The sequence below is a fragment of the Campylobacter sp. 2352 PW genome (assembly GCF_024723575.1).
In the GTDB taxonomy this organism is placed as follows: domain Bacteria; phylum Campylobacterota; class Campylobacteria; order Campylobacterales; family Campylobacteraceae; genus Campylobacter_D.
In genome coordinates, this window is sequence record NZ_JANQCX010000006.1 from 26,234 (window position 1) to 40,073 (window position 13,840).

Genomic DNA, 13,840 nt, shown 5'->3' on the forward strand with positions numbered 1-13,840 from the left:
TGTTTAACCTTTTAAATATTTATCAATCAAAATTTGAAGCTCGTTAGCAAGCTTAGAATCTAAATTTTTCATTTTTTCTTCGCATAATGCAATTTTATCATCTTTTGCCTTTTTAGCACCTTCTAAACCCAAAAGTTTTACAAAAGAATTTTTATGCAAATCATTATGAGTTGGCTTTCCTGCTTCTTGGGTATCTAAAGTCGCATCGATAATGTCATCTTTGATTTGAAAAACTAATCCTATCAAAAGCCCTATTTCATAAATTTGCTCGCATTCTTTTTCATCTAACTCACAAATTTCACAACCCATTTTTAAAGCCGCTGCGATCAATCTTGCAGTTTTATGGATATGCAAAAACTCAACTTGTTCTAAATTTAAAGGCATATCTTCAAAATAACAATCAATAGCCTGACCGATAATCATACCACCAAGCCCTGCATTAAAAGCTAAAGTTTCTATGAGTTTTAATCTAACATTTTCTTTTAAATCAAGTTTGGAAAGTAGTAAAAAAGCTTGAGTATTTAAAGCATCACCTACTAAAATAGCTGTGGTTTCATCATATTTTTTATGTAAAGTTTGCTTTCCTCTGCGCAAAGAAGCATTATCCATAGCAGGCAAATCATCATGTATTAAAGAGTAAGTGTGGATAAATTCCAAAGCCAAAGCCGCATTTAAAGCCTTTTCAAACAAAGCAGGATTTTTAGCATTCACTATCCCTAAAAGCAGTTGGGCTCTAAAATGCTTCCCGCCAGCTTCTAACATCCATTTTAAAGCTTCATTGAAAAATGGATGAAAGCTTTGAGTTTTAGGAAAATTTTGCTCTAAATGTTGTTTGAATTTTTCTAAAATCACTTATTTAGCCTTATAAAAAAGTCAAAGTATCCTTTATTAAAATGCTCAAAATCATTATTTTTCGCTGAAGGGATATTGCTTGCTTGTCTTGAAACTAAAACATCAAAAGTATTAGCTTGAGTTAATATGGCTTGAAGCTCATTGAAATTATTGATTTTTTGATTATTAATTCTTAAAATTTTATCCCCTTTTAAAAATCCAGCCATTTGCGCTTTAGAATTTGGAGTTACCTCTGTAACATTCATTTTCATATCTACGCGCAATCCTAGATTGCTATAAAAAGAAGTTGGCTTAGCTTGAACTACTTTTTTAGGTTTAGCAAATATACCCAAATCTTTATCAAAAACTGTCGTAGAAATATTGACATCTTTATTATCTCTTAACATATTAAAATACAAAGTTGCACCACGATCAGCAAATAAAATTTTTTCATTTAATTTTCTTATATCATCATAAACTTGCCCATCTACACTCACAAGCTCATCATTAAGCAAAAATTGCCCATTTTTACGCACATTTTTTACATAAATTTTACCATCACGCATATCAAAATCCACACCTATATCACCCCAATAAACATCAGGATATTTTGCAAAGTGTTTTAAATAGCGATTACCTATAAGTTTGCCATCTTCTAAGCTTATACCAAGCATTTTACAACATGGTGAGTTAAGCTCTCCGATTTTAGAAGTAAAATCAAGTTGATCACGCTCTGTTAAACTTTGTCCAAAATACTTCAAATGCCCTATATAGCTTTGATTATTATCTAAAATTCCCACCCAGCTATTGCGTGTTAATTCTTCTTCATTTCCCATAGGCGCAGGGATTAAACTAAAATCAGTTTTTACTAAATATAAATTTAAATAAGGATCATATTTAGTATAGCTGTTTAATTTTGCATTTTTAGTTTTAACTACTGCTAGAGTGTTTTCATTTAAAGCAAAAGCAGGTAAACCCTCATAAATTAACATACTAGCTTTGTTTTTTTCATAACAACCCAAAAAATCATTAAAAGTCGGTCTTGGCACAGCAAAAAGTACACCAGTTATACCCAAAATACAAAGTAAAATTCTCATAGCATTCCCATTCCGCTAAATAAATTACTAGCCATTGATTTTTTATTTTGTTCTACCATTTTCATTACATCATTAATCACAGCGATCAATAAAATTTGCATAGATTCTTTATCTTCAAGCAAAGAATCATCAATGCTTATATCGATGATTTCACCTTTTCCATTAGCACTAACTTTTACTAAACCACCGCCACTTTTTGCGCTAAATTCTTTTTTTAAAGCTTCCTGCTCTAATTCATTTGCTTTTTCTTGAGCCTTAGTTAAAAGCTCGCCCATTTTAGAAAAATCCATATTTTCAAACATTTATTTTCCTTCTTTTAATATCTCTAATACTACTTCTTTATCATTAAAAGGATATTTTACTCCTTTAATCTCTTGATAAGTCTCATCACCCTTACCCAAAATCACTACAAAATCATTTTTCGTTTTAAGCTCTAATGCTTTTTTTATCGCTTCTTTTCTATCGCATTCTATAAAAACACTCTCATCTTTTTCTATCCCACTTAAAATATCATTAATGATATCCATAGGCTCTTCTGAGCGTGGATTATCACTTGTGATGATGAGTTTTTTAGCATAATGTTTGGCGATTTTAGCCATTAATGGACGCTTAGTTTTATCCCTATCTCCCCCTGCTCCAAAAACCACAATCAAATCGCGATATTTTAAAGCATCTAAAACTTTTTCTATACCATCGGGCGTATGAGCAAAATCCACAATCACATCTTTTGCAACTACTTGCATTCTGCCTTCAATGCCACCAAAATTACTAATAGCCTTTTCAAGTTCTTTTAAATTTGGCTTGACAAGTTCATTCACACAAGCACTTGCAGCCAAAAGATTATAAAGATTAAAAAGCCCTACCAAAGAAGAATCAATCATAAAAGTTTCTTTGCCAAAATTTACCACAGCTTCAATGCCATTTTTTAAAGCATAAGCTTTGATATGATAATAACTTGGATTTTCTACTCCATAAGTAAAAGCACCTTTGACATTAAAATTTATAGTTTTTGCATCTTTATTGATAAATTTCATACACTCATCGGTAAAAAAACTTTCTTTTGCCACTTGGTAGTTTTGAAAGTTTCCATGAAAATCTAAATGATCTTGAGTGATATTCGTAAAAATTTTAGCCTTAAACTCAAGCCCTTCAATGCGGTTTTGTACCAAAGCATGTGAGCTTACTTCCATAATTAAAAATTCACATTTTTCCTTACTTGCTAAAGATAAAAGCTCTAAGGTTTGCAAAATAGGAGCAGTAGTTAAGCCTTTTGGAGTGATATTTTTATCATTTATAAAACTACCCCTAGTTCCCATCAAGGCACATTTATAACCTAAATCAAGCAAGATAGAGTAAATAGCCCCCGCAGTAGTTGTCTTGCCATTTGTGCCTGTTATGCCTATGATTTTTATATTTTCATCTATATTTAAAAGTCTCTTACACTCAGTTATATTTATAATTTTTGCTTGTTTTTCTAAAGCTTGATGAACAAATTTTTCATTTTGAGCAGTTTTTAAGAAAAAACAATCTTTTTCGCATTCATTAGAATTATCACAAATGAAAGTATTTTCAATCTTTACTATCATAATTTAATTCCTTGATTTTCTCACTAAGCTTGATAAATCTATAATTAGAATAAAAATGCACCGAAACATCTTCCATATAGGCTACAAGCATATCTTTATAACCATGCTCTAAAAGTTTTTCTAAAAAATCCACAAAATCTTCTTTATCATTAATGATAAGTTTATTCGATATTATAACATTTTCCAAAGCTTGTTTAAACCCAACTTTTGCTTCACTAAGTAAAAAATCTTGATAACTCAAACCCTCAAAGTCTTCACTTTCTTCTTCATACTGTACACTTTGACTAAGACTAATGAGTTTTTCAATATCTTTATCTACTTTAGTATTTTTATAATTTTGCATAAAAAACTCAAAAAACACAAAAGCTTCTTCAGGGCTTTTTAAAGCTAAATCGCAAATGTTGATAAAAGTTAAAAGTCTTTTATTTTTACGCTTTTCATAAGCAAGAGAAAAATACATCTTAGCGTTTTTAAAATCTTTTTTATAAAAGCATTCTATGGCTATTTTTTTATAATTTTGCAAATTCGCTTTCCCCGCCTGCTAAATTTACTATAGTTATATCTGGGTGTATGTCGATTTTAAGCTGTTTTTCTAAGCCATATTTCAAAGTCGTTCCACTTGAAGGACAACCATGACAAGCTCCGGTTAATTTCACATAAACCACGCCATTTTTAACCCCTAAAAAATCAAGTCCACCACCATCATTTTCTAAAATATGCATAGTTTTAGCCAAACTTGCTTTTACAGGTTCGATTAATTCCTCATCACTAAAAGGCATATTCATAACTTTTCCTTGATTGTTTTTTAATTTAATTTTATCTTATTTGCCTTTAAAAAATGTAAATTATTGTTTATTTTAGACTTTTTGCTATACAATGGTAAAAATATTTTAGGATTTTGTATGCAAAAACGCACTCAAATAAAAGGTTTTGAAAAACTCAAACTCATTTTCATACTAGGCTTTTTATCTGCCATAGCACCACTTTCGACTGATATGTATTTACCTGCTTTAAATGAAGTAGAAAAAAGCTTTCAAACAAATTCTTTTTATACTCAACTTTCCCTTGCAAGTTTTTTTATAGCCTTTTCTTTGGGTCAGCTTTTTTATGGGCCATTAAGTGATGTATATGGTAGAAAAAAACCTTTGTATATAGGACTTTTTCTTTTTATTTCTTCAAGTATTGCTTGTGTTTTAGTTGATTCCATTCATGCTTTTATAGCTTTGCGTTTTTTTGAAGCTTTAGGAGGTTGTGTGGGCGTAGTTGTGGCAAGAGCTATAGTAAATGATGTTTTTGAGCTTAAAGAAGCAGCGGGGGTTTATGCTTTGATGATGGTTTTTACTTCTTTAGCTCCTATGCTTTCCCCTACTTTTGGTGGGATTTTACTTGAGTTTTTTTCTTGGCGTAGTATATTTTTGACATTATTTATCTTAGGTTTTATTTTATTTTTACTTGTTATTTTTGCCCTAAAAGAAAGCAACCTCAACACTCAAGGTAAAAAATTTAATCACAAAGAAGTTGCAAAAAGTTACAAAAAAATCTTAAAAGATCGTCGTTTTATGGTGTATTTGCTTTGTGGGAATTTAATCTTTGCAGGTTTTTTTGCTTATTTAACTGGCTCATCTTTTGTTTTTACGCGTGTTTTTGAACTCAGCCCTCAACAATACGCAGCCCTTTTTGGAGCTCATGCTTTAAGTTTTGTTGTATGTGCTAATATAAACGCAAGGATAGTTCTTAAACTCTCGCCTTATTATGTTTTGCCAAGAGCGCTTATGATGATTACTTTTTTAACCTTTTTACTCATTTTAGGGGCAACTTTTGATCTAGGTTTTTGGGCTTTTGAAATTCCTTTATGTTTAATCATAGCAAGTTTGGGTTTTATCCTGCCAAATACCACCACTTTAGCTATGGCAAGATCAAAACAAAATGCAGGCAGTGCTTCAGCACTCTTAGGGGCAGCACAATTTGCTATGGCAGGAGTGATGGCATTTTTAGTAAGTCTTTTAAATGCTAATACACCTATATTTTTATCGCTTATTTTAGGAACTTGTACATTTTTATCTTTGGTTTCTTATCTAAGTTTAATCAATAAAAGAAAGTTAAATAAAATCAAAAAGAAGTTAAGCGTGATTTCTCACGCTTAATTAAGCAATATTTTTGAAAAGATTCACTGACTATATCGAACCTTTTTCAAAAAACTTTACATCAACAAATAATATTTATATTTTTCTTGATAATTTTAGCGTTTTTGATCATGATAGCAAAACAAAATATTTTAAATTTGCAATGATTAAAACTATAGCAGATAATTAAGTTTATAAATTTTTATTTTAACTTGTCGATATGCAAATCATGCTACTCACTCCTTAAGGCAAGAAAGAAGTGAGTTAGCAATAGATTGAAGGCTTCAAGGTCATCAAGTATTACAAGGCTACCTTGATAACCTTGTAAAGCTTGATCCCAAGGTTTTAAAAACCTTGGGTTTAGAATTATTGTTTTAATTGAAGCAAAGTATTTAAAAGCTGATCACTTGTGGTAATCGTTTTTGAGTTTGCTTGGTAACCCCTTTGGATTACGATAAGCTCGGTTAATGCACGGCTTAAATCCACATTTGACATTTCTATAGCTGAGCCTTTTAAGCCCCCTCTACCACCTTCACCAGCATGACCTATAGTAGGTGTTCCTGAGTTTGCTGTCGCTTTGAAAAGGTTATTACCCATTTCTTCAAGACCCATATTATTTGGGAAAGTAGCTAGAGCAACCTTAGCTAAAGCTAGAGTTTTACCATTAGTAAATTCTCCATAGATATAACCATTCTCATCAGTTCTTAATGCATCTGGCTTTAAGTTACCCCCTGTGTAACCATCAGTTTCTTGTTTTGTGGTAGCTGAATCTTTATCATAGCTTGTTAAACCATCAAAACCACCTGTTGTACCAAAGTCAAGTTTTATAACTTGATCAGGTTTTGAGCCGTTATTTCCGGTAAAGTTTAATACATTTGGCGTATAGCTTTGAAGTGAGCCATCATTACCAAATCTTAAATTTCCTACTACTATGTTTCCTGGAGCTCCATCACCACTGAAATTAATCTCTGCAGGCTCAGGCACTGAGATGATGATAGACCATTCAGCTCCACCATCTGCTGTTTTACTTTGCTTAGTAAATTGCACAGTTAGTTCATGTCTAGTTCCTAATGAGTCAAAAATCTCTATACTAGCAGTATGAGCTGATAAATACATGTCTTGAGAATATTTTTCATTATTACCTGCATTGAAATTTCCATCTAAAGCACTAAACATCGCTGTGAATTTATCATTAGTAGCGATTTTATTTACCTCATCTGAAAAACCTGTAACTTTAAAAGTCATATCTTTAGCGTTTTCACCAGCTGGGTTTGTTATTTTAAATCTACCATCACTTTCTACTACTACTTCCACGCCTGGATTAGCATCAGCCCCAACGCCTCCATCTTGCCAATTAACTATACTTCCACTACCATCATAATCTACAGCATATCTAGCATCTCTTTGCAAAAGCTCCCTTAAATCTTCTGTTGTATGAAAAGTTCTTTGTCCATTTGCACTAGGCATATTAGCTTGTTCTTGTGTTCCTGCGTTTGGATTAGGATTTGGTCCTATATCTACACTGTTTGGACTATAAATATACTCATGTGCTGTCACCACCTGAACTGTATTTTTAACATTACCAGTATTTCCATTTGCCCCATCTGTTCCAAGCCAAGCCCTACGAGCTTCTCCTTGAAGTTGTAAATTGGCAGCTGTTACATTATCACCAGGATTAGGAGTTTGAGGAACTGTGACTTGTCCACCTGCCGTAGTTGCAGCATTTATAGTAATATCTAAATTTTTAGATTTTGCTGTAGTTCCTGTGCTATTATCATTAGTAAAAGTGATTTGTCCATTTACTACTGAAGCTACTACGCCAGTTTCAGCTGTCTTAGCATTGATAGCATTGATGAAAGTTTCTTGCCCTACACCTTCTGCTCTTATATTCACACCATTGATGTTAATATCTAAAACTGCATTTACCATTGTTCCATCTGGTTGCTTAAAACCCCAAAATGTATAGTTAGAACCTTGTTGCCATTTTGCTGGATCTTGTGGTAAATCAGCGTGCATTTTAACATTTGAAGTATGTTTAGCATCAGCATAACTTATCCATATACCTTGACCACTTCTTAAATTTAAGCCCTCACCTTGAGCATTAAACACTACACCCATATCCACACCTTTTTCAGTTACTTGGGCTCCGCTTTTTGAAGTAGTATAAAACTCGGTATGGCCAGTATCATTTTCATCTATTACTGTTCCTGTATCATTTCTCATACCATGAGTAGAATCTAATGCATAAATAGGTCTTTTAGCAGAAGCATTAGCACCTAGAGTATTACCACTATCTAAATTTGCTGTAAGACTTACTGAAGTACTTGGTCTAGCAGGCATACTCATACCAGGTGGGATCACTATATCGCCTACTGAGGTTGAAGAGTCGATTTGCCCTGTTTCTTGATTATAGTTCCAGCCTTGAACGGTATAGCCGTTATTATCTACGAAATTTCCTACTGCATCTGTTTTAAAATCCCCTGCACGGGTATAATACTGAGTAGTACCGCCATCATTTGAAACGATGAAAAATCCATCACCATTAATAGCCATATCGGTGTTTTTATCTGTAGTTTGGATATTACCTTGAGAGTGAATTCTAGTAGTAGAATTTACACCAGAACCAAGTCCAACTTGCATAGGGTTTTTACCACCTAGGTTACCATCTGGAGCTGTAGCTATCTTAGAAGTTTGACTCATAAGCGTTGAGAAATCCGCACGAGAATATTTAAAACCAAATGTATTAACATTGGCTATGTTATTACCTTCTACATCCATTGCGTATTGGTGTGCTTGGAGTCCAGAAACCCCAGCCCAAAGAGATCTCATCATAATTAAATCCTTTAAAAAATATTGCTTTGTGAATATCTCACAATCTTCTATTGCTTATGCAGATATAAAGCAATAAGTGTTCCAAAAATACAAATAAAATGTTATTAAATTGAATACATATATTGCAAAAGTATTTTAGTAAAATAATGGAGAAATAAAGCTTTTAGTCAAAAACTAATGTCTACAATTTTCATAACAAATTGTTATAAAAATGCATACTATGTCTTTAAAGTGTAAAGTTTTTTTTAAAATTACTCGATATAGTCAGTGAATCTTTTCAAAAATATTGCTTAATTAAGCGTGAGAAATCACGCTTAACTTTTATTTCTTTCTTTTAATTTAGCAATCACATCATTTAAACTCAAATCCGCATCAGCTAATAAAACATCTAAATGATAAAGTAAATCAGCTGCTTCATTTATCAGCTCATCTTTGTCTTTAACAGTGGCAGCTAAAGCCGTTTCAACGCCTTCTTCGCCTACTTTTTGTGCTATGCGTTTAGTGCCTTTTGAAAAAAGTTCAGCTGTGTAAGAAGAACTTGCACAGGTACTTTTACGAGAATTAATCAGCCTTTCAAGACGCGATAAAAATACAAAATCAGCCTTTTTAGAAAGTGTTTCAAAGCAAGAAGTATCGCCTGTGTGACAAGTAGCCCCGCTAGGTTTAACTAAAATCAAGATACAATCTCTATCACAATCAAGTCCCATATCTATAATATGTAAAAAATTTCCACTTTGCTCACCTTTCATCCACAAACGCTCTTTAGTACGTGAGTAAAACACAACTTTTTGGTGCTTAAAACTATCTCTTAGAGCTTGTTCATTCATAAAGCCTTGCATTAAAACTTCACAAGAATGATAATCTTGAATGATCACAGGAACAAGGTTATTAACCTTTTGCCAGTTAATACTTTTTATGAATTCTTCTTCATTTATCTTCATAGCTTTTCCTTTAAATACGAATTTGTATGCCTTGATCTTTTAAAAATAGTTTTAATTCTTTAATATCTATAAGTTTTTTATGAAATACTGAAGCTGCCAAAGCTCCATCAACACCAAGTTTAAAAACGTCTAAAAAATGCTCTTTAGCTCCTGCACCACCACTTGCTACTAAAGGCACAGGGCAAATCTGTCTAACCTTGGTAAGTTGATCAAGATCATAGCCCTTTCTCATGCCATCTTGATTCATCATATTTAGTACGATTTCACCCGCTCCTAGCTCACATACTTGCTTTACCCATTCTAGTGTTTTTTTACCACTATGATGAGATTTACTCTCATCTCCGGTGTATTTATAGACTAAAAGCTCGTTGTTTTCATCTTTAAAAGTATCTATACCTACAACTACGCATTGCACTCCAAAGCTTTTTGCAAGGCGTGAGATTAAATCAGGGTCATTTAAAGCAGGGGAATTAATAGAAATTTTATCAGCACCATTTGCCAAAAGCTCTTTTGCGTCATCTTCGCTTTTTATACCCCCTGCAACACAAAATGGTATAGAGATATTTTGTGCTACTTTGCTTACCCAAGTCCTATCAATGCGCTCATTTTTAGCTGAAGCAGTTATATCATAAAATACAAGCTCATCAATGCCATTTTGTGAGTAGAATTTAGCAAGTTCTATAACATCTCCCATATCTTCATGGTTTTTAAACTGCACCCCTTTAACTACTCTACCATCTTTTACATCCAAACATGCAATTATGCGTTTTGCAAGCATTCTTGAGCCTCCTTTATGCTAAATTCTTTATCAAGCAAGGCTTTACCTACGATGATACCACTTACTATGCCATTTAGCTTTTTAAAATCTTCTAAGCTTGCCACACCTCCGCTTGCTTGAGTTTGTAAATGTGGAAATTTCTCATGCAAAGCTTTATATAAAGTGATATTTGCCCCACTCATCGTGCCATCTTTAGAAATATCTGTGCATAAAATATGCTTTACATCTTTATAAAAATTTAAAAGCTCAAATAATTTTTCATCGCTTGTTTTACTCCATGCATCAACAGCCACAAAAAACTCATCTTTAACGCAAATACTATCAAGCGCTAAGACTATATTTTCTACACCAAATTCATTTAAAAGCTCTTGTGTAAAGGCTTTGTTTTTAACCGCTAAAGAGCCTATAACTACGCGTTTAACACCGCTATCAAATAAAGCTTTAACCTCATCTTTAGTGCGAATTCCTCCGCCTACTTGAAGATTTACTTTGATTTTAGAAGCTAGGTTTTCTATGAGTTTTAGTTGTCTTTTACTAGGATCTTTTGCACCGCTTAAATCCACTAAGTGAAGCCAAGCAGTGCCTTGAGCCTCATACTCTTGAAATTTAGCTAAAGGATCAAAGCTGTATTCTTGCTTTTTAGCATAATCGCCTTTATAAAGTCTTACTACTTTACCATCTATTAAGTCTAATGCTGGAATGATTTGAGTTTGCATTTTTACCTACATATTTATGAAATTTTTTAATAATACTTCACCCGCTTCGCCACTTCTTTCAGGGTGAAACTGCACGCCATAAAAATTGTCTTTATTTAAACTTGCACTAAATTTGGTAGAGTACTCACACTCTGCGATGGTGTATTCATTTAACCCCACGCAATAACTATGCACAAAATAAAAATAAGCCCCATCTAAGCCTTTAAAAAGTTCATGTGAGCTAAAGACTTGATTCCACCCCATATGCGGGAAAGTAAAATTTGCTTTTTCTTGGAATTTTTGTACATCAAAAGGCATAATGCCAAGTGTTTTTTGGTGTAATTCTTCTGAAAATTTACCCAAAATTTGCATACCAAGACAAATACCTAAAAGTGGTTTTGTGGTAGTTTGGATAAAATTTTCTAAATTAAGTGCTTTTAGATTAGCCATTGCTTTAGCTGCTGTACCAACCCCAGGAAGTAAAAGCTTATCTGCTTGTGAAAGTTCTTTTAAATCATGTGTGATAATACTTTTTTGTCCTAAACGCTCGAGCGCAAAAGCAAGTGAAGCCAAATTCGCACAACCTGTATCTATAATAGCTAGTTTCATATCACTCCTTTAGAGCTTGCTAGGTTTTCATTTTCTATTTTTATAGCCATTTTTAAAGCTCTTGCAAAGGCTTTAAAAAGTCCTTCGGCTTTGTGATGATCATTTTTGCCTTTAACTTTTAAATGCAAACTCGCACCCATAGCATAACTTAGTGAGTAGAAAAAATGCTCTATCATTTCTGTGCTTAATTCTCCGAGTTTTTCTTTTTTAAACTTAGCCTTATAAACTAAATGCGGTCTATTACAAAAGTCAATCGCACAACTTGCCAAGCACTCATCCATAGGCAAAACAAAGCCATATCTTGCAATGCCTATTTTTTGATCAAGTGCATTTTTAATAGCCTCTCCCAAAGAAAGTGCGACATCTTCTACGCTATGATGTTCATCAACTTCTAAATCCCCTTTGCATTTTATCTCTAAAGATATATTTGCATGTGTGGCAATTTGCTCTAACATATGATCAAAAAATGCGATATTTGTTTTGATATTAGCTTTTGCTTTTTCATTAAAAGCTATTTTAACTTGAATTTGGGTTTCTTTGGTATTACGCTCTATGCAAGCACTGCGGTAATTTTGCAAGATAAAATCAGCGATTTGCTCCCAGTTAAAATCGTTTTTATCATATTTTAAACCTTGAATTCCAAGATTTTGTGCCAAAAGCATATCGCTATCTCTATCGCCTATAACAAAACTTTTATTTTTGTCATAAAGTTTATTTTTGATATAGTTTTCAAGCATGGCAGTTTTTGGCTTCCTACAGGCGCAATTTTCATGCTCAAAATGTGGGCATATAAAAATATCTTCAAATTCTATACCACAACTTTGAAAAACACTTAGCATTTTTTCATGAGTCTTGTCAAAATTTTCCCTAGGAAAAGAATTTGTGCCTAGGCCATCTTGATTACTCACCATAACAAATTTAAAACCAAAATTTTTTAACTTTAAAAGTGTATTGATGGCACCTTTTTCAAACTCAAGTTTTTCTAAAGAATCGATTTGAAAATCATCTTTTGGTTCATCAATGAGCGTACCATCTCTATCGATAAATAAAATTTTTGCACTCATTTTAGACTTTCTAATCTTAAACTCACGGCATTTTTATGCCCATCAAGCCCTTCAGCTGCTGCTAAAATTTCCACCACAGGCCCAAGCTTTTTAAAGCCTTCTTTACTAAGTTCTTGCACGGTCATTCTTTTCATAAAATCAGCAAGCCCTAGTGAAGAATAAGACTTAGTAAAACCATAAGTTGGCAATACATGATTTGTTCCACTTGCATAATCTCCCATAGATTCTGGAGAATACTCACCTAAAAATACTGAACCTGCATGCATAATATCATCAAGCAAGCTAGATGGATTTTGTGTATGAATGATCAAATGCTCAGGTGCATAGTCATTTGAAATGCTTATGGCATGTTTTATATCTTTTGCAAGAATGATTTTAGAGTGTGCTAAAGATTTGGAAGCAATTTCTTTACGCGAGAGTTTTTCAAGCTGTAAAGCAACTTCACTATCTACTTCTTTGGCTAGTTTTTCACTTGTACAAACTAAAATCGCTTGAGAATCTGCTCCATGCTCAGCTTGTGAGAGTAAATCTGAAGCTATAAATTTAGCATTAGCAAATTCATCTGCTAAAACTAATACCTCTGAAGGTCCTGCTTGCATATCAATAGCCACTCCATGATTATTAACTTGCTTTTTGGCTTCAGTTACAAAGGCATTTCCTGGGCCAAAAATTTTATCTACTTTTTGCACACTTTGCGTTCCATAAGCAAGTGCTGCTATGGCTCCTGCTCCGCCTATTTGATACACTGCATCAACCTCACAAAGTTTTGCTACAAAAGCAATGGCAGGATGAAGTGGTGCTGGGGAAGCTAAGGCTATAAATTTACATTTTGCAATTTTAGCAGGAATAGCTAACATGAGTGCAGTTGAAAAAAGTGGTGCTAAGCCTCCTGGTATATAAAGTCCTACTTTTTCAATAGCTCTTGTTAGCACCTTACAAGTTACCCCTTCAAAGGTTTGAAGTTCTATGGTTTTACTTTCTTGAGCTTTGTGGAATTTATAGATATTTTCATAAGCTATTTTAATAGCTTGTTTTAACTCATCATCAATTTGCTCTGCTAAATTACTAAGCTCTTCATCGCTTAGTTTGATGGAATTTAACTCTACTTTATCAAATTTTATAGCCATTTGTTTTAAAGCTTCATCGCCATTTATCTTAACATCTTCAATGATTTGTTCTACTATGGTTTTAACCTGTGCATTAGCACTTATAGCAGGACGCTTGAGTGCTAATTCTTGTTCGCTTTGGTTTAATTTTTCAAAATCAAGTATTTGCATTTTTATC

The 13,840-nt window shown here is 33.1% G+C and carries 14 protein-coding genes; 1 reads left to right on the forward strand and 13 read right to left on the reverse strand.

All coding sequences use genetic code 11. The features are described 5' to 3' along the window. Positions 1–3 precede the first annotated feature (3 nt). From CAMP5121_RS04465 to CAMP5121_RS04490, 6 genes are read right to left on the reverse strand one after another with little or no spacing between them, the layout of a single operon-like run. Positions 4–849 (reverse strand): polyprenyl synthetase family protein, encoded by an 846-nt coding sequence (locus tag CAMP5121_RS04465; protein ID WP_337214956.1) that lies wholly within the window; start codon positions 847–849, stop codon positions 4–6. Then, entirely contained in the window at positions 849–1,928 is a 1,080-nt protein-coding gene (locus CAMP5121_RS04470; protein ID WP_337205895.1) for a DUF7488 domain-containing protein, read from the reverse strand. Before CAMP5121_RS04470 ends, CAMP5121_RS04465 begins: the two co-directional genes overlap by 1 nt. Further along, positions 1,925–2,230, reverse strand: coding sequence for a YbaB/EbfC family nucleoid-associated protein (locus CAMP5121_RS04475; protein ID WP_337214910.1), 306 nt, complete (start codon positions 2,228–2,230; stop codon positions 1,925–1,927). Before CAMP5121_RS04475 ends, CAMP5121_RS04470 begins: the two co-directional genes overlap by 4 nt. Then, the gene (locus tag CAMP5121_RS04480) at positions 2,231–3,514 is read right to left on the reverse strand and encodes a UDP-N-acetylmuramoyl-L-alanyl-D-glutamate--2,6-diaminopimelate ligase (RefSeq protein ID WP_337214911.1); all 1,284 of its coding nucleotides are present in this window, start codon (positions 3,512–3,514) and stop codon (positions 2,231–2,233) included. It abuts the gene before it with no gap. Further along, on the reverse strand, positions 3,498–4,037 hold the full coding sequence (locus CAMP5121_RS04485) for a histidine kinase (RefSeq protein WP_263663742.1): 540 nt from the start codon (positions 4,035–4,037) through the stop codon (positions 3,498–3,500). The genes CAMP5121_RS04480 and CAMP5121_RS04485 overlap by 17 nt, the downstream gene beginning before the upstream one ends. Further along, complete coding sequence (locus tag CAMP5121_RS04490; protein ID WP_041570315.1) at positions 4,024–4,293, reverse strand: NifU family protein; 270 nt, start codon at positions 4,291–4,293, stop codon at positions 4,024–4,026. The genes CAMP5121_RS04485 and CAMP5121_RS04490 overlap by 14 nt, the downstream gene beginning before the upstream one ends. A gap of 123 nt (positions 4,294–4,416) precedes the next feature. Between CAMP5121_RS04490 and CAMP5121_RS04495 the strand changes: the two genes are divergently transcribed. Beyond that, complete coding sequence (locus tag CAMP5121_RS04495) at positions 4,417–5,658, forward strand: multidrug effflux MFS transporter (RefSeq protein ID WP_337214912.1); 1,242 nt, start codon at positions 4,417–4,419, stop codon at positions 5,656–5,658. A gap of 345 nt (positions 5,659–6,003) precedes the next feature. Here the strand turns inward: CAMP5121_RS04495 and flgE are convergent, their stop codons facing one another. The 7 genes from flgE to hisD all read right to left on the reverse strand — a co-directional run bounded on the left by flgE (position 6,004) and on the right by hisD (position 13,833). Further along, positions 6,004–8,469, reverse strand: a complete 2,466-nt coding sequence (gene flgE / locus CAMP5121_RS04500) for a flagellar hook protein FlgE (RefSeq protein WP_337214913.1) — start codon at positions 8,467–8,469, stop codon at positions 6,004–6,006. Positions 8,470–8,783: 314 nt separating this feature from the next. Beyond that, positions 8,784–9,410: a bifunctional phosphoribosyl-AMP cyclohydrolase/phosphoribosyl-ATP diphosphatase HisIE gene (gene hisIE, locus CAMP5121_RS04505; protein WP_337214914.1), complete on the reverse strand. Its 627-nt coding sequence runs from the start codon at positions 9,408–9,410 to the stop codon at positions 8,784–8,786. A gap of 10 nt (positions 9,411–9,420) precedes the next feature. Continuing rightward, positions 9,421–10,188: an imidazole glycerol phosphate synthase subunit HisF gene (gene hisF, locus CAMP5121_RS04510; RefSeq protein WP_337214915.1), complete on the reverse strand. Its 768-nt coding sequence runs from the start codon at positions 10,186–10,188 to the stop codon at positions 9,421–9,423. Then, positions 10,170–10,904, reverse strand: coding sequence for a 1-(5-phosphoribosyl)-5-[(5-phosphoribosylamino)methylideneamino]imidazole-4-carboxamide isomerase (gene hisA, locus CAMP5121_RS04515; protein WP_337214916.1), 735 nt, complete (start codon positions 10,902–10,904; stop codon positions 10,170–10,172). Before hisA ends, hisF begins: the two co-directional genes overlap by 19 nt. 6 nt (positions 10,905–10,910) lie before the next feature. Continuing rightward, positions 10,911–11,492 (reverse strand): imidazole glycerol phosphate synthase subunit HisH, encoded by a 582-nt coding sequence (hisH, locus tag CAMP5121_RS04520; protein WP_337214917.1) that lies wholly within the window; start codon positions 11,490–11,492, stop codon positions 10,911–10,913. Further along, on the reverse strand, positions 11,489–12,556 hold the full coding sequence (gene hisB / locus CAMP5121_RS04525) for a bifunctional histidinol-phosphatase/imidazoleglycerol-phosphate dehydratase HisB (protein ID WP_337214918.1): 1,068 nt from the start codon (positions 12,554–12,556) through the stop codon (positions 11,489–11,491). The genes hisH and hisB overlap by 4 nt, the downstream gene beginning before the upstream one ends. Then, positions 12,553–13,833 (reverse strand): histidinol dehydrogenase, encoded by a 1,281-nt coding sequence (gene hisD, locus CAMP5121_RS04530; RefSeq protein ID WP_337214919.1) that lies wholly within the window; start codon positions 13,831–13,833, stop codon positions 12,553–12,555. Before hisD ends, hisB begins: the two co-directional genes overlap by 4 nt. Positions 13,834–13,840 lie beyond the last annotated feature (7 nt).